This is a genomic window from Streptomyces sp. NPDC048258 (assembly GCF_043201995.1).
Taxonomy (GTDB): Bacteria; Actinomycetota; Actinomycetes; order Streptomycetales; family Streptomycetaceae; genus Streptomyces.
This window is the reverse complement of record NZ_JBICZH010000002.1, coordinates 335,597-353,896: the sequence shown is the minus strand read 5'-3', so window position 1 is coordinate 353,896 and position 18,300 is coordinate 335,597. Positions and strand designations below refer to the sequence as shown.

Below are 18,300 nucleotides of genomic sequence, written 5' to 3'. Positions count from 1 at the left end.
AATGGCCCGACAATCCCAATAACTTTCGTGTCAGCCCGTGCCTTTGGCACGTGTCACACGTTGTTGCCATAGGAAGAACCGGTCAGCCTGGGGAGGCCGCGTCAGCCGCGAGGAGGCTAAAGGCGATGCGCGTAGGAGCGTTTGTACTGGCGGCCCAGTTCCCGGGCCAGGGACAGGGCGAGGCACTGCACCGTGCGGTGCGGACGGCCGAGGTGGCCGAGGAGTCCGGGCTCGACTCGGTCTGGCTCGCCGAGCACCACTTCGTCCCGTACGGGGTCTGCCCCTCGGCGGTGACGCTGGCGGCCCTGCTGCTGGGCCGGACCCGGCGGCTGCGGGTGGGCACGGCGGTCAGCGTGCTGCCGAGCACGCACCCGGTGGCCCTCGGCGAGCAGGCGGCGCTGCTGCACGTGACCTCGGGCGGGCGGTTCAGCCTCGGGGTCGGCCGCGGCGGGCCGTGGGTCGACCTGGAGGTCTTCGGGGGCGGGCTGGACTCGTACGAGAACGGCTTCCCCGAGGCCCTGGACCTGCTGCGGCGCTGGCTGACGGAAGCGCGGGTGGCGGCCGACGGCGAGCGGTACGGCTTCCGCGAGGTGGCCGTCGTACCGCGGCCGTCGGAGGCTCTGGAAGCGGACGGGCCGGGCCCGGAGGTCATCGTGGCCTGCACCTCCCCCGCGTCGGTACGGCTGGCCGCGCAGCGGGGGCTGCCGATGCTGCTGGGCATGCACTGCGGGGACGAGGACAAGGCCGCGATGGTCGCGCTGTGGCGCGCCGCGGCGCTGGCGGCCGGCCACTCCCCGGAGTACGTGGCGGGCGCGGGCCATGTCTCCGCCGGGGTGTGCCAGCTGGCGGACCGTACGGCGGACGCCCGCGAGTCGCTGCTGAAGGCGATGCCGGGCTGGCTCAAGCAGGGCCTGGACGCGCACGTGACGGTGGACGGCCGGGTGCGCTCGATGCGGGACCCGGTCGCGTATACGGAGCTCCTGTGCGATCTGCACCCGGTGGGCACCCCGGCGCTGGCGGCGGACCGGCTGGCGGCCACCTCCGAGCGGACCGGGATCACGCGCTTCGCCCTCCTGACGGAGGGTTCGGGCGATCTCGCCGCGACGGAGGAGAACGTACGGCGCCTCGGCGCCGAAGTCCTGCCCCGCCTCGGCTGAGATCGGCCGTCGTTGCTAACAGTCCCGCAGTTCGGGCGACTGGTTGAGCAGCTGGCCGCGGATCGAAGTGAACTTGGCCAGCCGGTCGTCCACCGAGGGATCCAGCGGGAACACCGCCAACCGGTGGCAGTTCTGGAACGCCAGGCGCACTCCGAAGTGCCGCTGCAGCGCACCGCGTATCGCGTCACTCGCGAGGGCACGCAGCAGCTGCCCACGCGCCTGCTCGTCGGGCGGCGGCGTCTGGTTGTCGGCGAACTGTCCGCCGTCGACCTTCAGCTGGGCCACCAGCGAGCTGATCATCTCCCATGCGTAGGGCAGGGAGGTCCGGACGCAGTCGACGAAAGCGGCTTCGTCGACCTCGCCTCGCTCGGCCTGTTCGAGTAGGGCCGGTGAGACGTCGAGCGACATGGGTTCTCCTCTCGTGACCCCGGCGGACTGGGTTGCCGGAGTCTTACGGGCAGGGAAGGAGGCCGCGACGCTGCGTACACGCTCGGCAACCTCCCGCTCACCACGGTAGGCGTCCCATGGGTGGCGCACCAGGAGAATGCGCATACAACGCGCCATCGGCGAACGGGGCTTTCAGGGGCGAATCGCGTGGAGCCCCGTCGGTCGAGTAGCGTTGCCGACCATGCGTCTCGTCATTGCCCGCTGCTCCGTCGACTACGCGGGCCGGCTCACCGCCCATCTGCCCTCGGCACCCCGTCTGATCCTCGTGAAGGCCGACGGCAGTGTCTCGATCCACGCGGACGACCGGGCGTACAAACCGCTCAACTGGATGTCGCCCCCGTGCACCCTCAAAGAGGGGAGCGGCGACGAGGCCGGTGTGTGGACCGTCGTCAACAAGGCGGGTGAGAAGCTCATCATCACCATGGAGGAAGTCCTCCACGACTCCTCCCACGAGCTCGGCATCGACCCCGGGCTCATCAAGGACGGCGTGGAAGCACACCTCCAGGAACTCCTCGCGGACCGCATCGAAACGCTGGGCGAGGGCTACACCCTGATCCGGCGCGAGTACATGACGGCGATCGGGCCGGTCGACATCCTGTGCCGGGACGCCTCCGGCGCGACGGTGGCGGTGGAGATCAAGCGGCGCGGCGAGATCGACGGCGTCGAGCAGCTGACCCGCTACCTGGAGCTCCTGAACCGCGACCCGCACCTGGCCCCGGTCCGGGGCGTCTTCGCGGCGCAGGAGATCAAGCCCCAGGCCAAGGTGCTGGCGACGGACCGCGGGATGGACTGCGTGGTCCTCGACTACAACGCGATGCGCGGCATCGAGGACGACAAGCTCCGCCTGTTCTGACCTTCCGGCTTCCCGGCTTCGGCACGACGGCTCCGTCCACGAGGACGGAGCCGTCGTCGTTGTCTAGTGCTGTGGCCTTGCCGGTCTAGCTGCTGGTCGTGCCCGGGCCGGTCGCCGTGGCGGTGGCCGTGCCCGTCCCCGTGGCGGTGGCCGTCGGGGACGGAACGACCGAAGCCGAGGGCGACTCGGTCGGGGTCGGCCCGGCGGAGGTGGGCGGTACCGGGGCCGACGACGAGGCCGGGGGCTGCGGCGCGGTCGACTGCGGGCGGCGCGACGGCGTGCGGGAAGGGGTCCGGCCCGGGGCCGGGGCGCCGGCGGTCTCGCCCGGGGCGGGGGATTCCGGGGGCGGGGCCGCCGCGGGGTCGGACGGCTCCGGTGCAGGATCGTTCCCGCTGGTTCCCGGCGCCGTCGGCGGAACCATCCGCGTCGGGCTGGTCGATACCGCGGGACCCTGCGCCGGCGGCGTGGCGTCCGAGGAGGCCAGTGCGAGGCTCACCACCGTGCCCAGCGCGACCACGGCCAGCGCCCCCGCGCCGGCCAGCATCGCCCGTCGGCGGCGGCCGGAGTCCGGAGCGGGTCCGGCGGGTCCGGCCACGAACTCGGTAGCCGTGGCGGGGGCCGGCTTCGGCGACAGCGGGAAGGCGTCCTCGAACACCTCCGACAGCGTCGTGGGCGGCTCCTGGCGCCGGGTCACGGGCACCACCGGGGCCACCCGCGTCACCGCCTCCGAGGCCGCGGACGGGGTCACGGCCGCCACGGGCGCCACGGACCCGACCACCGGCCGGGCGCCCGGCCGTGCGACCGGTCCGGCCACCGGCCCGGCGACCGTGACGGCCTCCGAAGCCCCGGAACCCCTCGGCAGGGCCGGCGCCGTGACACCGGCGGCCGGCGAGGCGACCGGCGGCTCCAGCCGCAGCGGCGGCGACACCGCCACCTCCGCGGCCTCCCGGTCCGCGACCAGCGCCAGCGCCCGGCGGCCCGCGACCGTGCCCCGCTTGTCGGCCAGCGCGCCGCGCAGCCCGATCGAGGTCTCCAGTTCGGCCCGCGCCCGGTCCAGTCGTCCCTCGCACAGCGCGAGCACGCCCAGTTCGTGGTGGAAGTACGCCTGCTCGGCGACCTCTCCCGCCTTGCGCGCGGCCTCGGCGCCCGCGCGCAGCACCCGCTCCCACGCCTCCCAGTGCAGCGAGGCGGCGAACGCCGGAGCCGCGGTGCGCGCCAGCAGCACCGCCGCCACCACGTCCGCACCGCCCAGCGCGGCGAGCACCGCGTCGGCCTCCGCCGCGACGCGCTGCGGGTTCACCGAGGTGTGGCCGGTCCACCATGCGTAGTGCCGGGCGGCCGTACGGGCCCCCTCGGCGGCGGTGTCCCCGTACCCGACCTCCTCCAGCTGCCGGGCGACCCCGGCGGCCAGCCGGTAGCGCGTGCCGATGGGGGTCAGCAGCCCGCAGCCGAGCAGTTCCGCCACCGCGGAGTCGGCGTGGGTGTCCCCCACCAGCGCGGGCAGGTGCGCGTGGTGCGGCAGCTCCCCGCCCAGCGCGCACGCGATGCGCAGGGCCGCGCGCGCCGACTCGCTGACGCGGGAGGCCAGCAGCTCGGCCGGGGCCGCGCCCTCGGCGAGCGTCGGCAGCGGCACCTCCGCGGTGTCGCGGGGGCGCTCCTCGAAGACGCCGGGCTCCTCCTCGTCGTCCACCTCGTCGGTGTGGTTGAGCTCGTCCCGCTGCCGCAGCAGCGCGGCGGCCTGTACGAAGCGCAGCGGGAGCCCCTCGGAGGCGAACCGCAGGTCGGACGCCCAGGCGGTCTCCGCCTCCGTCAGCGGCCGGCCGAGGCCCGCCTCCAGCAGTTCCAGGCAGTCGTTCTTCCCGAGCCCGCCGAGGAAGACCTCTTCGATGTGCGAGTCGTCGGGGGCTCGGGTGTCGGGGGTCGCGGCGAGCAGGTAGGCGCATTCGGGGGTGGCGCGCAGCAGCTCGTCGAGGGCGGCCCCGCCCATCTCCAGGTCGTCGAGGAGGACGACTGCGCCGATGTCGCGTACGCGGGCGAGGAGCTCGATCCGGTCGGGCCGCGCGTCCGAGGCCTCGTACACGGTCGCGTAGAGCGTGTGGAGCAGCTCGGCGGGCTGCTGGTGCCCGTAGCCGGAGAGCCGTACGACTCCGTCGGGGGCGAGGCCGGCGCACTGGGCGGCGACCGCGTCGAGCAGCGAGCTGCGGCCGGATCCGGCGGGCCCGGTCAGGCGGACGGACCGGCCTCGGCCCAGCAGCCGTACGAGTCGCTCCAGCTCGTCCTCGCGCGCCCGCAGGGGGCGGGCGGATACGGGAGCCCCGGGCAGTACGGGCGGCCGTGCGGCGGTGTCCCGGGCGCTGCGGGCGGCCGCGTCGCGCTTGGCGGGACGGCCGGCCCGGGTGCCGGGCCGGAGCGGTTCTATCTCGCTGCCGTCGACGGGGTTGACGGTGAGGGTGAAGTCCGCCGCGGTCAGGGTGACCACCCGGGCGGGCACCACGGGCGCGGGTGCGGGCAGCTCCCCCAGACTCCGTCCGGGGGGACCCCCAGCGGCACCTCCGGACTGTGCCTCCGGATCGGCCTGCCCCTGTATGCGGTCCATGACCAAGTCCCCCGATCGCGCCGTGCGCCTCGCCGTCGTACCACCCGGCCTTCGCACACGCCGCTGCCGCTACTGGTCCGGTTTCCGCCCGAACCCTAGACCGTGGCCGGTCCTGCGGGGAACCGCGGGGGTGCCATCACCACCGGACCGTTACGTTTCCGCAGGAAAACGGAAGGCGGCGTTCACACTCTGGGAAGGGACTCCGCTTCCAGTCCGCCCTCGATCGCGAGGATCCGGTGCAGCCGGGTGGCCACGAGCAGCCGCTGCATCTGCGGCGGCACCCCGCGCAGGACGAGGCGCCGTCCGGTCCGGCCGGCCCTGCGGTGCGCGCCCATGATCACGCCGAGGCCGGTCGCGTCCCAGGAGTCGAGCCCGGTGAGGTCGAGCACGAGGTCGCCGTGGCCGTCGTCGAGGGCGGTGTGGAGGACCGTACGGGCGTCCGCCGCGCTGCGCACGTCGAGGCGGCCCCCGACAGCGAGTTCGGCGTGGTCGCCCCTGATGTGCATGTGTACTCCCGGCGGTACTGCGTACGTATGGTCCGACTGGTCCGTGGTCGGCAACTCTCACTGCAACTGACTGCCTCGCGGGCAGGGAAGTTGCCGACCGTGAGCGAACCGATACCTAATTCACCCCGACGGGTGAAGGCATTCGAACGGTGGTGCTCAGTGGCCCGGCCTCAGTGCTTGTAGAAGCCCTGCCCGCTCTTGCGGCCGATGTCCCCGGCGTCCACCATCCGGCGCATCAGCTCCGGCGGCGCGAACTTCTCGTCCTGGGACTCGGTGTAGATGTTGCTGGTGGCGTGCAGCAGGATGTCGACGCCCGTGAGGTCCGCGGTGGCCAGCGGGCCCATCGCGTGCCCGAAGCCCAGCTTGCACGCGATGTCGATGTCCTCGGCGGAGGCCACGCCGGACTCGTACAGCTTGGCGGCCTCGACGACCAGCGCGGAGATCAGACGGGTCGTCACGAAGCCGGCGACGTCGCGGTTGACGACGATGCAGGTCTTGCCGACGGACTCGGCGAACGCCCGGGTGGTGGCGAGGGTTTCGTCGCTCGTCTTGTAGCCGCGTACGAGCTCGCAGAGCTGCATCATCGGGACGGGCGAGAAGAAGTGCGCGCCGACGACCCGCTCCGGACGCTCCGTCGCGGCCGCGATCTTGGTGATCGGGATGGCGGAGGTGTTGGAGGCGAGGACGGTGTCCTCGCGCACGATCTTGTCGAGGGCGCGGAAGATCTCGTGCTTGATCTCGATCTTCTCGAAGACGGCCTCGACCACGATGTCGACATCGGCGACCGCGTCCAGGTCGGTGGTCGTCGTGATGCGCGCGAGGGCCGCCTCGGCGTCCTCGGCGGTCAGCTTGCCCTTGGAGACGAACTTGTCGTACGAGGCCTTGATCCCGTCCGTGCCGCGGGTCAGCGCGGCGTCGGTGACATCGCGCAGTACGACGTCCCAGCCCGCCTGAGCGGAGACCTGAGCGATCCCGGAACCCATCAGTCCGGCACCGATGACGGCAAGCTTCCCAGCCACTGCACACCCCACGTTCTTGATACGGCCCAGCCTCGAATCGGCCCAGTCTCCTGGCCCCTCCGGCGGAGACTAGCGTCCGGGCGGTGCGGTGTGACCGCGAAGTAACACGCGTCACGTCTCAGATGACGGACATCACACCGGGACGGGTCAGTCGTCCCCCGGTTCCCCCAACCGCTCCTCGATCGCCCGCAGTCGCTCGACCTCACGCACGACCGCGCCCGCCAAGACGTCGACCCGCTCGGTCAGTTCGGCCCGCTGCCGGATTCGGAACATGTCGGTCAAACTGCCACCTCTTCACTCTTCGGGGCCCCTTTCGGGCCCGGCCGCGGACGGGATCGGGCACGTGAGCGGCTCCGCGTGCGATTTTCCACCGGGCCTCACTACGCTGGCGGCATGGTGAACCTCACGCGCATCTACACCCGTACAGGCGACAAGGGCACGACCGCCCTGGGCGACATGAGCCGCACGGCCAAGACCGATCTGCGGATCTCCGCGTACGCCGACGCCAACGAGGCCAACGCGGCCATCGGGACGGCGATCGCCCTCGGCGGCCTGCCGCAGGACGTGGTGAAGGTCCTGGTCCGGGTGCAGAACGACCTGTTCGACGTGGGCGCGGACCTCTGCACCCCGGTGGTCGAGAACCCGCAGTACCCGCCGCTGCGCGTGGAGCAGTTCTACGTGGACAAGCTGGAGGCGGACTGCGACGTCTTCAACGAGCAGCTGGAGAAGCTGCGCAGCTTCATCCTCCCCGGCGGCACCCCGGGCGCGGCCCTGCTGCACCAGGCCTGCACCGTGGTCCGGCGCGCCGAGCGCTCGACGTGGGCGGCGCTGGAGGTGCACGGCGAGGTCATGAACCCGCTGACCGCCACCTACCTGAACCGGCTCTCCGACCTCCTGTTCATCCTGGCCCGGACGGCCAACAAGGAGGTCGGCGACGTGCTCTGGGTGCCCGGCGGCGACCGCTAGGGGGTCTAGGAGACCTGGCCCGCCGGGGCCTTCTTCGGCCGCACCGTGTACCCGACGGCGACCAGGCCGTGGATGCCGACCGCGCGCAGGGCCGCGAACTGCCACGCCTTGAGCGAGCTGACGTCGCCCGCGTCGCCCACGTACCAGATCGCCGTCTGGAGCAGGCCGAGGGCGACGGCGGCCGCGATGACGGTGCGCACCCACAGCCTCCACTCGTGGGCGGCCCTCGCCTTCCCGTACCCGGCTCCGGGCGGCTTGGGCCCGCCGGCCAGCCGGTGTGCGGCATGGCCGTCGAGCCACTTGATCGTGTAGTGGCCGTAGGCGACGGTGTAGCCGATGTACAGGGCGGCGAGGCCGTGCTTCCAGTCCGGCGCGGCGCCGTTCCTGAGGTCGAGCGTGGTGACGACCAGCAGGACCAGCTCCATCAGCGGCTCGCACAGCAGGACCGCCGCGCCCAGCCGGGGCATCTTCGCGAGGTAGCGCAGGGCCAGTCCGGCGGCCAGCAGTACCCAGAAGCCGACCTCACAGGCGATGATCAGCGCGACGATCACGGGACTCTCCGTTCCGTTCGGGGTGTGCGGTGTGCAATCACCGAAGTGCGATGTGCTCCCAGCCTCCCGCCCGGACCGGCCCCGTACGTCGTCGCCAGTGACGACCTGCGGCTGCATCCTTCGATGTACCGACAACTCGGCCTCTCCGCCGAGGTCGGCGGCCCGCACACCCTGTTGGATGGGACCGTGACCGAGAAGAGCCTGCGCCCCCACCGCGACGACGTCCTGCTCGCCGTGGTCAGCGTCCTCGCGGGCCTGGCGATGTGGTCGCTGGGCGTCTACAGCAGCGGCGACCGGCACCTCCTGCCCGCGTGGGCGGCCCTGGTCCCCCTCGTCGTCCTGGGCGCGATGGAACTGCTGCGCCGCACCAAGCCGCGGCTGACGCTGGCGGTCGGCACCGTCGGCGTGATCGCCGACCAGTTCACGGTCGGCAGCCTCGCCACCGTCGTGATCTTCACCGACCTGATGTACGCCGCCGTCGTGTACGGCAAACCCGCCATGGCCCGGCGGCTCCCGGTCACGACCGGGCTGATCACGGTCGTCGTCACCATCGCCTCGGTGGCCTGGCTGCGCACCCCGCAGGCCCTGCTGATCGGTGTGGTCACCGGCATCGTGAGCTTCGCCCCGGCGCTGACCGGCGCCACCCTGCGCAACCATCGCGAGGCCGCCGTGGCGGCCCGGCTGCGCGCCGAGCAGACCGCGCTGCTGGCCGAGATGGACCGCGAGCAGGCCGTCGTCGCCGAGCGCGCCCGGATGGCCCGGGAGCTGCACGACATGGTGGCCAACCACCTTTCCGCCATCGCCATCCACTCCACCGCCGCGCTGTCCATCGACACGGCCGAGACCAGCCGCGACGCCCTCGGGGTGATCCGGGAGAACAGCGTCCAGGGCCTGGCCGAGATGCGCCGGCTGATCGGGCTGCTGCGGGATGCCGGGGCGGAGCACGAGCCGGCCGCCGTACCCACGCTGGACGGCCTGGAAGCCCTGCTGGGCCAGGCCCGGACCAACGGCTCGGCCAGCGGGCTGGACTTCGTACTGCACGACGAACGGCCGCCCGGGGAGCCGACGGCGGCCCCGGTGGAGCTGGCCGCGTACCGGATCCTCCAGGAGTCGCTGACCAATGCCCTCAAGCACGCCGCCCCGGGCACGGTCACGGTCCGTGTGGCGCGCGCGGCCGGGCTGCTGACCGTGGCGGTGGACTCCCCGTACGGGGAACGGCCCGGTCCGCGCGCCCCCGGCTCCGGGGCCGGGCTGATCGGCATGCGGGAGCGGGCGGAGCTGCTGGGCGGGGAGTTCACGGCCGGCCGGGCCGGTCGGGTGTGGCGGGTGCGGGCGACACTGCCCGCGGAGGAGAGGGCGGTGAAGGCATGACCATCAGGGTGGTGGTGGCGGAGGACCAAAGCGCGGTACGGGCCGGGCTGGTGCTCATCCTGCGCAGCGCGGGCGGCATCGAGGTGGTGGGCGAGGCGGCCGACGGGGAGGAGGCCGTGCGCCTCGCCCGCGAGCTGCGGCCGGATCTCGTCCTCATGGACGTGCAGATGCCGAGGCTCGACGGGGTGTCCGCGACCCGCGAGGTGGTCGCGGAAGGGCTGGCCGATGTCCTGGTGCTGACCACCTTCGACCTCGACGAGTACGTCTTCGGGGCGCTGCGGGCGGGGGCCGCGGGCTTCCTCCTGAAGAACGCGGAGGCCGCGGAGCTGATCGAGGCGGTACGGACCGTCGCGCGCGGGGAGGGCCTGATCGCCCCGGCGGTGACCAGGCGGCTGATCGCCGAGTTCGCGGCCCCGCGTCCGGCGCGGGCCTCGGTGCCCCCGGAGACGGCCGCGGCCGTGGCCTCCCTGACCCGGCGGGAGCGGGAGGTGCTGGCCGCGCTGGGCGAGGGCCTGTCGAACGCGGAGATCGCCGTACGCCTGGAGATGGCGGAGTCGACGGCGAAGACACACGTCAGCAGGCTGCTCGGGAAGCTGGAGCTGCGCAGCCGGCTCCAAGCGGCGGTACTCGCCCAGGAGTTGGGGATCTAGATCCTGATCCCTACTGGCTCTGCGGCTCCTGGGGCAAGGGCTCGGCGGGCGGAGGCACGGCAGGCGGGGGCGGTTCAGCGGGCGGAGGCACGGCGGGCGGCGGCTCGGCCGGAGGCCGCACTGCCGGAGGCGGCTGCGGATGCACGGGCTGAGGCGGAGGCTCGGCGGGCGGAGGCACGGGCGGAGGCACGGCGGGCGGCGGCTCCGGATGCACGGGCTCGGGCTGAGGCGGTACTGCCGGCGGCGGCACGGGATGCACGGGCTCGCGCGGAGGCTCAGCGGGCGGAGGCACGGCAGGCGGCTCCGGACGCACAGGCTCAGGCTTGGCAGGCGGCGGCTCAGCAGGCGGCACCTGACGCGGAGGCTCGGCGGGCGGCGGCTCAGCAGGCGGCGCCACCGGGGGCTGCTCCGCAGGCGGAGGCTCAGCAGGCGGGACCGCGGGCGGCTGGTCCGCGGGCGGCGGCACAGCCGGCACCTCTCCCGGCGGCACGGCAGGCGGCGGCACAGCCGGCACCTCTCCCGGCGGCACGGCAGGCGGCGGCACGGCGGGCACCTCTCCCGGCGGCACGGCAGGCGGCGGCTCAGCAGGCGGCGCCACCGGCGGCTGCTCCGCGGGCGGCACTTCCGCCGGTGGGAGTTCGCCCGGCGGCACCACCGGCGCCGGCGCCGTAGGCGGGTGGTCGGGGGCGGGTGTATTGGAGCCACTCAACGCCCAGGCGCCGACACCGGCCAGCGCGAGCAGGCCGACGGAAAGGGCAATCCCGGCCCAGCCGCCCGGGACCCCTCTGGCAACGGCAGTGCCAAGAGCGGCGGCGCCCGATTTCACCGCGCCGACCAGAGCCGCGCCGGCGGAGAGGGCCGTAGCCGCACCATTTCTGATCATCGTCCCAGCGGTGTTCAACAGGTTCCCGACGCCATTGCGCGCAGCGCGAGCGCCCTGCATGAACCCGTCCGAGGTCTTGCTCACCAGGTTCTTGATCCACTGGACGGGGGAAGCGTTCCTGAGCTGCTGGAGCATGGACATCGCACGGCTCGGTGCCGCGCCGCCCCCCGCCTGGCGCGCCTCGCTCACCCCTTCCGCGGCCTCGGCCACCACGCCGCGCAACTGGCTCACCTGCTGATACACCTGCCGGTTGTTCTGTGCTCGCTCGTACGCCACCCGCACGCCGTCTAGCTGACGCTCCTTGTAGAGCGCGTCGGTCCCGACCTCCTTCCACCGATCTGTGGCAGCGCTCAGCATGGCCTTCGCCGGGTGGCCATCGGGCAGCACCGAAAGTCGGCTGTACACACGCCCGAGCCGAGCAGCCTCCACCTCGATTTGCGCCAGTTCTCTCTGCAACTCCGGAATCACCTTTCCGATCCTGGTGCCCCTGTCGATCAGCGGAGCGAGTTCGCGCAGCTGCTGCGGGTTCAGCTGTTTCAGGTCCTCAGGGGTGAGGTTGCGGTTGCGCAACTGGTGGTACGTCATCTGCAGCAGTTCTTCTGGGGTCATGATGATCACCGGGCCTGGGCGGTGCGAGCTGCCGCCTGAGGTGATGTCCGAAGAGCGGGCGGAGGTGTGACGGTCGGCGTCCATCCCGACCTGGATGTACCGCTCGGGATGGCCACATCCCGGTCGGTGGGGCCGGTGCCGCCCACCGGTCGGGCGAACCGGTCGCCCGTGGTCACGTCGGTGAGTACCAGACCCCGCAGCGGTTGCCGGGAGGGGACCACCACGACCGTCCTGCCGGGTTCGAACCCGGGCCATCTCTGACCGGTGTAGACCGGCTTGTCGACCACCACGGGTGCGAGCAGCGGATTGCCGCCCTGGCAGCGCACCCGCGGCACCCCGTGCCAGTCCAGCAGAACGGCCGTGCCGCCCTGCAAGACCGCCTGGAACGGCACCCCCCGGCCGTCGCGGTAGCGGTGGTCGGTGACCCGGATGTCCCCGGTCAGCACTACCGGGGTGAGCCACGCGACATATCGGGGAAGGTCCGCGGTCGCCATGCCGAGGACGCCTGCCCATGCCTGCCCGGGGCCGGGGTTCTGGCGCAGGAAGTCCATGAGGCGGCGGGGATCGCAGGCGGCCGTCTTCCTGACCCCGCCGTACAGACCGGGCTCACTGCCGTACCGGCTGGCCACGGCCACTTCCCCCGAAGTCGAGGGGGCGGTGGGAGTCGCCGGGTCGGTGCCCGCCACCGTGCGGGCAGAGCCGGTACCGGCCAAGGGCGAGGTGAACGGATCGGGACCCACCTCCCCGGTCGGCTGCAGGAAGATCTCCCGGTGCTCCTGCTGGGCCTGCCTGCCCACGAGGAACAGGCCGATCGACATGGCCATGGAGACCAGGCCGACCACGACCATGACTCTGCGCGGCCAACGCCGGTGCGGACCTGCCGGAGGCTTCCCCTCCGGCGCCGACGCCTCAGCCAGCGGGCCGGGCGGGGGTGCGGGCGGCGGGCCACCAATCCGAGGAAGGTCCGACATAACCGACACATCCCATACATTTCCCTCGCCACCCCACCCTTCGCCGCCCATCGGCCACTGTCAAGCACCCCGCCGCACGGTCGGCAACTCGAAGGATCCCGGCGGCCGGCTCGCGACAACTCCCGCAAGGTCTGGACCTCTTGACGGTTGGTCCAGACCTTTCTACTCTCACCAACACTGTGGTGAGCGTGCCATGACAAAGCGTGCTCACGGGCGGCGCAGGTCCCACCCCCATGTCGCAGTCGGCCCCACGACCGCGACGGACCTACGGAGGATCACCCTTGAGCACAGCATCCCCACCCCGCACCAGGCGTGCCCGGTTCTTCACCCGCGTCGCGGCGATCGTGGCCGCGCTCGCCCTGCCCGTCACCGGGCTCGTCGTGCTGGCAGGACCCGCCCAGGCCGCCACCTCGGCGACCGCGACGTACACCAAGGTCTCCGACTGGGGCACCGGCTTCGAGGGCAAGTGGACGGTGAAGAACACCGGCACCACCACGATCACCTCCTGGACCGTCGAGTGGGACTACCCGGCCGGCACCGCCGTCACCTCCGCCTGGGACGCCACCGTCACCAGCTCCGGGACCCACTGGACCGGCAAGAACGTGGGCTGGAACGGCACCCTCGCCCCCGGCGGGACCGCCAGCTTCGGATTCAACGGCACCGGCGGCGGCTCCCCCGGCGGCTGCAAGATCAACGGCGCTTCCTGTGACGGCACCCAGCCCGGCGACACTCCCCCCACCGCCCCCGGCACCCCCACGGCGAGCAACGTCGCCGACACCTCACTGACCCTGAGCTGGTCCGCGGCCACCGACGACAAGGGCATCAAGAACTACGACGTCTACCGGGGCTCCAGCAAGATCGCCACCGTCACCGGGACCACGTACGCGGACTCGGGCCTGACCAAGGGCACGGCCTACACCTACAGCGTCACCGCCCGCGACACCGTCGACCAGACCGGCCCCTCCTCCGGCTCCGTCTCGGTGACCACGACCGGCGGCGTCATTCCCCCGGACCCGGGCGGCAAGGTCAAGCTCGGCTACTTCACCGAGTGGGGCGTCTACGGCCGCAACTACCACGTGAAGAACCTGGTGACCTCCGGCTCCGCCGCGAAGATCACCCACATCAACTACGCCTTCGGCAACGTCCAGAACGGCCAGTGCACCATCGGTGACGCCTACGCCGACTACGACAAGGCCTACACCGCCGACCAGAGCGTCGACGGCGTCGCCGACACCTGGGACCAGCCGCTGCGCGGCAACTTCAACCAGCTGCGCAAGCTGAAGAAGCAGTACCCGAACATCAAGGTCCTGTGGTCCTTCGGCGGCTGGACCTGGTCCGGCGGCTTCGGCCAGGCCGCGGCGAACCCGGCCGCCTTCGCCCAGTCCTGCCACAACCTGGTCGAGGACCCGCGCTGGGCCGACGTCTTCGACGGCATCGACATCGACTGGGAGTACCCGAACGCCTGCGGTCTGTCCTGCGACACCAGCGGCGCCGCCGCCCTGAAGAACCTGATGTCCGCGCTGCGCACCAAGTTCGGCGGCTCCAACCTGGTCACCGCCGCCATCTCCGCCGACGGCTCCAACGGCGGCAAGCTCGACGCGGCCGACTACGCGGGCGCCGCGCAGTACGTCGACTTCTACAACGTCATGACGTACGACTTCTTCGGCGCCTGGGCGGCGCAGGGCCCGACGGCCCCGCACTCCCCGCTCACCTCGTACGCCGGCATCCCGCAACAGGGCTTCAACTCCGAGGCCGCGATCACCAAGCTCAAGGGCAAGGGCATCGCGGGCTCCAAGCTCAACCTCGGCATCGGCTTCTACGGCCGCGGCTGGACCGGCGTCACCCAGGCCGCCCCGGGCGGCACCGCCACCGGGCCCGCGCAGGGCACGTACGAGCAGGGCATCGAGGACTACAAGGTGCTCAAGGGCAGCTGCCCGGCCACCGGCACCATCGCCGGCACGGCCTACGCCAAGTGCGGCAGCAACTGGTGGAGCTACGACACCCCCGCCACCATCGCCGGGAAGATGACCTGGGCCAAGCAGCAGGGCCTCAAGGGAGCCTTCTTCTGGGAGTTCAGCGGCGACACCACCAACGGTGAGCTCGCGAACGCGATCCACACCGGACTCCAGTAAAGACCGAAGCCGGGGAGACGGGTCCGCCCCCGTCTCCCCGGCTTCTTCATGTCCAGAGTCCCTCAGGCCCTCAGGCCACATTCACCCGTTGCCCGGGAGGCGCCGCCTCCAGCCACGCGAGGAAACCCGTCAGGGCGTCCTCGCTCATCGCCAGCTCCAGGCGCGTCCCCCGGTGGAGGGCGCCGAGCACGACGGCGTCGGAGAGCAGGGCCAGTTCCTCCTCGCCCTCGGGGGCGCGGCGCGAGACGACCTCGATGGAGGAACGCTCCAGCAGCCGGCGCGGGCGGTGCGAGTAGCTGAAGACACGGAACCATTCGATCCGGTCGCCGCTGTAGCGGGCGACCCCGTACACCCAGCCCTTGCCGGAGGTGTCGGTCTCCTCGGGCACACCCCAGCGCATGCTGCAGTCGAAGGTGCCGCCGGACCGCTGGATGAGTCTGCGGCGCAGCCCGAAGACAAACAGCCCGATCACCACCAGGGCTACGACCAGGCCGCTCACAAGCAGAGCGAGGAGCATCTTCACCGACCTCCTCGCTCATCGAAAAACTACAAACGAAAAACGGACCCGCATCGCCTCAGCCGCGACCCGGTCTGGAAAATTCCAGAACGGACCGCGGCTGAGGTCTGCTGTGTCCCGGAGGATGGCCCCCCGGTACTCAGCGGTTCAAACTCCGACGGGTGTTCAGCCCGTTACGGCGCGCAGCCGGACATCCGCGCGACGCTCGGCGGCCGCGTCGGCCTCCGCCTTCGCGCGCTCCAGTGCCCGCTCCGCACGCTGGACGTCAATCTCGTCCGCGAGCTCGGCGATCTCGGCCAGCAGGGACAGCTTGTTGTCCGCGAACGAGATGAAACCGCCGTGCACCGCCGCGACGACAGTGTCGCCCCCGCTGGTGCGGATGGTCACAGGGCCCGATTCCAGCACACCGAGAAGCGGCTGGTGACCGGGCATGACGCCGATGTCGCCGGACGTGGTGCGGGCGACAACAAGGGTGGCCTCGCCGGACCAGACATTGCGGTCCGCCGCGACCAGCTCGACGTGCAGCTCAGCAGCCAAGGTGGCTCCTCGGGTCACCACCCGGCGGTTCAGCCGGGTGTTGGGTCAAATTCTAATGGGCGTGGGGAGAGGGACGGGACATACCCGCCCCTCTCCGTCGAGGCACCTGCCGGCGAAGCCGGGGGGCCTGCGAACCGGATGCGCTCCTCGCGGAGCGCGCCGGATCAGGAGACGCCCAGCTCCTTGGCGTTGGCCTTCAGGTCCTCGATGCCACCGCACATGAAGAACGCCTGCTCGGGGAAGTGGTCGTAGTCACCGTCGCAGATCGCGTTGAACGCGGTGATCGACTCGTCGAGCGGAACGTCCGAACCGTCCACGCCGGTGAACTGCTTCGCCACGTGGGTGTTCTGCGACAGGAAGCGCTCGACGCGACGGGCACGGTGGACAACGAGCTTGTCCTCCTCGCCCAGCTCGTCGATACCGAGGATCGCGATGATGTCCTGGAGGTCCTTGTACTTCTGGAGGATCCCCTTGACACGCATGGCGGTCGCGTAGTGGTCCGCCGCGATGTACCGCGGGTCGAGGATGCGGGACGTCGAGTCCAGCGGGTCCACGGCCGGGTAGATGCCCTTCTCGGAGATCGGACGGGAGAGAACCGTCGTCGCGTCGAGGTGGGCGAAGGTGGTCGCCGGCGCCGGGTCGGTCAGGTCGTCCGCGGGGACGTAGATCGCCTGCATCGAGGTGATCGAGTGACCACGGGTCGAGGTGATGCGCTCCTGGAGGAGACCCATCTCGTCGGCCAGGTTCGGCTGGTAACCCACCGCGGAGGGCATGCGGCCGAGCAGGGTCGACACCTCGGAACCCGCCTGGGTGTACCGGAAGATGTTGTCGATGAAGAACAGCACGTCCTGCTTCTGCACATCGCGGAAGTACTCCGCCATGGTCAGACCGGCAAGCGCGACGCGCAGACGGGTGCCCGGGGGCTCGTCCATCTGGCCGAAGACGAGCGCCGTCTTGTCGATGACGCCCGAGTCGCCCATTTCCTCGATGAGGTCGTTGCCCTCACGGGTACGCTCACCGACGCCCGCGAACACCGACACACCGTCGTGGTTGTTGGCGACGCGGTAGATCATTTCCTGGATCAGAACGGTCTTGCCGACACCGGCACCACCGAACAGACCGATCTTTCCACCCTTGACGTACGGGGTGAGAAGGTCGATGACCTTGACGCCGGTCTCGAACATCTCGGTCTTCGACTCAAGCTCGTCGAAGCGAGGGGCCTTGCGGTGGATGGGCCAGCGCTCGGTGACCTCGGCGTTCGCCTCGGGGTAGTTGAGCACCTCACCCAGGGTGTTGAAGACCTTGCCCTTGGTGAAGTCACCGACGGGGACGGTGATGCCCTCGCCCGTGTCGGTCACCGGGGCCTGGCGGACCAGGCCGTCGGTCGGCTGCATCGAGATGGTACGGACGAGGCCGTCACCCAGGTGCTGCGCGACCTCAAGGGTCAGGGTCTTGAGCTTGCCGTCCTCGGCCGGGTCGGCGACCTGGACCTTGAGGGCGTTGTAGATCTCGGGCATCGCGTCGACGGGGAACTCCACGTCGACGACCGGGCCGATGACCCGGGCGACGCGGCCCGTGGCGGCGGCCGTCTCAACAGTGGTCGTCATTACTTGTCACTCCCCGCGGTCGCGTCAGCCATGGCGCTGGCGCCACCGACGATCTCGCTGATTTCCTGGGTGATTTCGGCCTGGCGGGCCGCGTTGGCAAGCCGGGAGAGGCTCTTGATGAGATCCCCGGCGTTGTCGGTGGCCGACTTCATCGCGCGGCGGCGGGCGGCGTGCTCGGAAGCGGCCGACTGCAGCAGTGCGTTGTAGATGCGGCTCTCGACGTAGCGCGGCAGCAGGGCGTCGAGGACGTCCTCCGCCGACGGCTCGAAGTCGAACAGCGGAAGGATCTCGCCCTTCGCACCGGTCTCCTCCGCAGCCTTGTCAAGGCTGAGCGGCAGCATCCGGCCGTCCACCGCGTTCTGCGTCATCATCGACACGAATTCCGTGTAGACGATGTGCAGCTCGTCGATGCCACCCTCGGCGGTGTCCGCCTGGATGGCCTCGATCAGCGGCCCCGCGACGCGCTTGGCGTCGGCGTACTCCGGCCTGTCGGTGAAGCCGGTCCACGACTCCGCGATCTTGCGCTCGCGGAACCCGTAGTACGCGACACCCTTGCGGCCGACGATGTAGGCATCGACGTCCTTGCCCTCAGCGCGCAGCCGCTCGGTGAGCCGGTCGGCCTGCTTGATGGCGTTCGAGGAGTAGCCGCCGGCCAGACCGCGGTCGCTCGTGATGAGCAGGACCGCGGCGCGGGTCGGCGCCTCGACCTCGGTGGTCAGGGCGTGCTTGGCGTTCGAACCGGTCGCCACCGCGGTCACCGCACGGGTGAGCTCGGTCGCGTACGGCATCGACGCCGCCACCTTGCGCTGCGCCTTGACGATGCGCGAGGCGGAGATCATCTCCATCGCCTTGGTGATCTTCTTGGTCGCCGTGATGGCACGGATGCGACGCTTGTAGACCCGGAGCTGCGCTCCCATGAGTCAGGTCC

Annotated in this window: 18 protein-coding genes; 6 read left to right on the top strand and 12 right to left on the bottom strand. The window is 71.4% G+C overall.

Going from position 1 to position 18,300, the window contains the following annotated elements; translation table 11 throughout:
* Window positions 1-125 precede the first annotated feature (125 nt).
* A complete protein-coding gene (locus ACGFYQ_RS05805; RefSeq protein ID WP_393740329.1) occupies window positions 126-1,157 on the top strand; it encodes an LLM class flavin-dependent oxidoreductase in 1,032 nt (343 codons plus the stop codon).
* A gap of 15 nt (window positions 1,158-1,172) precedes the next feature.
* On the opposite strand, the gene ACGFYQ_RS05800 is transcribed toward ACGFYQ_RS05805, so the two are convergent.
* Window positions 1,173-1,565 carry an SCO5389 family protein gene (locus tag ACGFYQ_RS05800; RefSeq protein WP_030386927.1) on the bottom strand — a complete coding sequence of 131 codons (393 nt, stop codon included), beginning with the start codon at window positions 1,563-1,565 and terminating at the stop codon, window positions 1,173-1,175.
* A gap of 220 nt (window positions 1,566-1,785) precedes the next feature.
* Here ACGFYQ_RS05800 and nucS point away from each other — a divergent pair, with 220 nt between their 5' ends.
* On the top strand, window positions 1,786-2,457 hold the full coding sequence (gene nucS / locus ACGFYQ_RS05795) for an endonuclease NucS (RefSeq protein ID WP_376678576.1): 672 nt from the start codon (window positions 1,786-1,788) through the stop codon (window positions 2,455-2,457).
* Window positions 2,458-2,542: 85 nt separating this feature from the next.
* Here the strand turns inward: nucS and ACGFYQ_RS05790 are convergent, their stop codons facing one another.
* The 4 genes from ACGFYQ_RS05790 to ACGFYQ_RS05775 all read right to left on the bottom strand — a co-directional run bounded on the left by ACGFYQ_RS05790 (window position 2,543) and on the right by ACGFYQ_RS05775 (window position 6,851).
* Window positions 2,543-5,053 (bottom strand): ATP-binding protein, encoded by a 2,511-nt coding sequence (locus ACGFYQ_RS05790; protein WP_393740326.1) that lies wholly within the window; start codon window positions 5,051-5,053, stop codon window positions 2,543-2,545.
* A gap of 182 nt (window positions 5,054-5,235) precedes the next feature.
* Window positions 5,236-5,559: an STAS domain-containing protein gene (locus ACGFYQ_RS05785; RefSeq protein WP_355410659.1), complete on the bottom strand. Its 324-nt coding sequence runs from the start codon at window positions 5,557-5,559 to the stop codon at window positions 5,236-5,238.
* A gap of 170 nt (window positions 5,560-5,729) precedes the next feature.
* The gene (locus ACGFYQ_RS05780; RefSeq protein ID WP_362393009.1) at window positions 5,730-6,578 is read right to left on the bottom strand and encodes a 3-hydroxyacyl-CoA dehydrogenase family protein; all 849 of its coding nucleotides are present in this window, start codon (window positions 6,576-6,578) and stop codon (window positions 5,730-5,732) included.
* 147 nt (window positions 6,579-6,725) lie between these two features.
* Window positions 6,726-6,851, bottom strand: a complete 126-nt coding sequence (locus ACGFYQ_RS05775) for a hypothetical protein (RefSeq protein ID WP_393740323.1) — start codon at window positions 6,849-6,851, stop codon at window positions 6,726-6,728.
* A 120-nt stretch (window positions 6,852-6,971) separates the two neighbouring features.
* Between ACGFYQ_RS05775 and ACGFYQ_RS05770 the strand changes: the two genes are divergently transcribed.
* Complete coding sequence (locus ACGFYQ_RS05770) at window positions 6,972-7,544, top strand: cob(I)yrinic acid a,c-diamide adenosyltransferase (protein WP_393740321.1); 573 nt, start codon at window positions 6,972-6,974, stop codon at window positions 7,542-7,544.
* A gap of 5 nt (window positions 7,545-7,549) precedes the next feature.
* On the opposite strand, the gene ACGFYQ_RS05765 is transcribed toward ACGFYQ_RS05770, so the two are convergent.
* Window positions 7,550-8,095, bottom strand: coding sequence for a hypothetical protein (locus tag ACGFYQ_RS05765; protein ID WP_393740319.1), 546 nt, complete (start codon window positions 8,093-8,095; stop codon window positions 7,550-7,552).
* Window positions 8,096-8,218: 123 nt separating this feature from the next.
* Between ACGFYQ_RS05765 and ACGFYQ_RS05760 the strand changes: the two genes are divergently transcribed.
* Window positions 8,219-9,466 (top strand): sensor histidine kinase, encoded by a 1,248-nt coding sequence (locus ACGFYQ_RS05760; RefSeq protein ID WP_393740317.1) that lies wholly within the window; start codon window positions 8,219-8,221, stop codon window positions 9,464-9,466.
* The gene (locus ACGFYQ_RS05755; RefSeq protein WP_393740315.1) at window positions 9,463-10,116 is read left to right on the top strand and encodes a response regulator; all 654 of its coding nucleotides are present in this window, start codon (window positions 9,463-9,465) and stop codon (window positions 10,114-10,116) included. The genes ACGFYQ_RS05760 and ACGFYQ_RS05755 overlap by 4 nt, the downstream gene beginning before the upstream one ends.
* A gap of 10 nt (window positions 10,117-10,126) precedes the next feature.
* Here the strand turns inward: ACGFYQ_RS05755 and ACGFYQ_RS05750 are convergent, their stop codons facing one another.
* Window positions 10,127-11,692, bottom strand: coding sequence for a hypothetical protein (locus tag ACGFYQ_RS05750; RefSeq protein ID WP_393740313.1), 1,566 nt, complete (start codon window positions 11,690-11,692; stop codon window positions 10,127-10,129).
* Complete coding sequence (locus tag ACGFYQ_RS05745; protein WP_393740311.1) at window positions 11,614-12,450, bottom strand: DUF6777 domain-containing protein; 837 nt, start codon at window positions 12,448-12,450, stop codon at window positions 11,614-11,616. Before ACGFYQ_RS05745 ends, ACGFYQ_RS05750 begins: the two co-directional genes overlap by 79 nt.
* Before the next feature lie 362 nt (window positions 12,451-12,812).
* Between ACGFYQ_RS05745 and ACGFYQ_RS05740 the strand changes: the two genes are divergently transcribed.
* Window positions 12,813-14,711, top strand: coding sequence for a glycosyl hydrolase family 18 protein (locus ACGFYQ_RS05740; protein WP_393740309.1), 1,899 nt, complete (start codon window positions 12,813-12,815; stop codon window positions 14,709-14,711).
* Window positions 14,712-14,781: 70 nt separating this feature from the next.
* On the opposite strand, the gene ACGFYQ_RS05735 is transcribed toward ACGFYQ_RS05740, so the two are convergent.
* From ACGFYQ_RS05735 to ACGFYQ_RS05720, 4 genes are all read right to left on the bottom strand, one after another.
* Window positions 14,782-15,228 carry a DUF2550 domain-containing protein gene (locus ACGFYQ_RS05735; protein WP_328927685.1) on the bottom strand — a complete coding sequence of 149 codons (447 nt, stop codon included), beginning with the start codon at window positions 15,226-15,228 and terminating at the stop codon, window positions 14,782-14,784.
* A 165-nt stretch (window positions 15,229-15,393) separates the two neighbouring features.
* Entirely contained in the window at window positions 15,394-15,765 is a 372-nt protein-coding gene (locus ACGFYQ_RS05730; RefSeq protein ID WP_328927684.1) for a F0F1 ATP synthase subunit epsilon, read from the bottom strand.
* Window positions 15,766-15,929: 164 nt separating this feature from the next.
* Window positions 15,930-17,372: a F0F1 ATP synthase subunit beta gene (gene atpD, locus ACGFYQ_RS05725; RefSeq protein ID WP_360888493.1), complete on the bottom strand. Its 1,443-nt coding sequence runs from the start codon at window positions 17,370-17,372 to the stop codon at window positions 15,930-15,932.
* Window positions 17,372-18,289, bottom strand: a complete 918-nt coding sequence (locus ACGFYQ_RS05720) for a F0F1 ATP synthase subunit gamma (RefSeq protein WP_393740306.1) — start codon at window positions 18,287-18,289, stop codon at window positions 17,372-17,374. Before ACGFYQ_RS05720 ends, atpD begins: the two co-directional genes overlap by 1 nt.
* Window positions 18,290-18,300 lie beyond the last annotated feature (11 nt).

Excerpts from the sequence above, each read along its gene's own strand:
- ACGFYQ_RS05805 (WP_393740329.1), top strand. The coding sequence starts at position 126 with ATGCGCGTAGGAGCGTTTGTACTGGCGGCCCAGTTCCCGGGCCAGGGA.
- ACGFYQ_RS05800 (WP_030386927.1), bottom strand. The coding sequence starts at position 1,565 with ATGTCGCTCGACGTCTCACCGGCCCTACTCGAACAGGCCGAGCGAGGC.
- nucS (WP_376678576.1), top strand. The coding sequence starts at position 1,786 with ATGCGTCTCGTCATTGCCCGCTGCTCCGTCGACTACGCGGGCCGGCTC.
- ACGFYQ_RS05790 (WP_393740326.1), bottom strand. The coding sequence starts at position 5,053 with ATGGACCGCATACAGGGGCAGGCCGATCCGGAGGCACAGTCCGGAGGT.
- ACGFYQ_RS05785 (WP_355410659.1), bottom strand. The coding sequence starts at position 5,559 with ATGCACATCAGGGGCGACCACGCCGAACTCGCTGTCGGGGGCCGCCTC.
- ACGFYQ_RS05775 (WP_393740323.1), bottom strand. The coding sequence starts at position 6,851 with ATGTTCCGAATCCGGCAGCGGGCCGAACTGACCGAGCGGGTCGACGTC.
- ACGFYQ_RS05770 (WP_393740321.1), top strand. The coding sequence starts at position 6,972 with ATGGTGAACCTCACGCGCATCTACACCCGTACAGGCGACAAGGGCACG.
- ACGFYQ_RS05760 (WP_393740317.1), top strand. The coding sequence starts at position 8,219 with ATGTACCGACAACTCGGCCTCTCCGCCGAGGTCGGCGGCCCGCACACC.
- ACGFYQ_RS05755 (WP_393740315.1), top strand. The coding sequence starts at position 9,463 with ATGACCATCAGGGTGGTGGTGGCGGAGGACCAAAGCGCGGTACGGGCC.
- ACGFYQ_RS05750 (WP_393740313.1), bottom strand. The coding sequence starts at position 11,692 with ATGGACGCCGACCGTCACACCTCCGCCCGCTCTTCGGACATCACCTCA.
- ACGFYQ_RS05740 (WP_393740309.1), top strand. The coding sequence starts at position 12,813 with ATGTCGCAGTCGGCCCCACGACCGCGACGGACCTACGGAGGATCACCC.
- ACGFYQ_RS05735 (WP_328927685.1), bottom strand. The coding sequence starts at position 15,228 with ATGCTCCTCGCTCTGCTTGTGAGCGGCCTGGTCGTAGCCCTGGTGGTG.
- atpD (WP_360888493.1), bottom strand. The coding sequence starts at position 17,372 with ATGACGACCACTGTTGAGACGGCCGCCGCCACGGGCCGCGTCGCCCGG.
- ACGFYQ_RS05720 (WP_393740306.1), bottom strand. The coding sequence starts at position 18,289 with ATGGGAGCGCAGCTCCGGGTCTACAAGCGTCGCATCCGTGCCATCACG.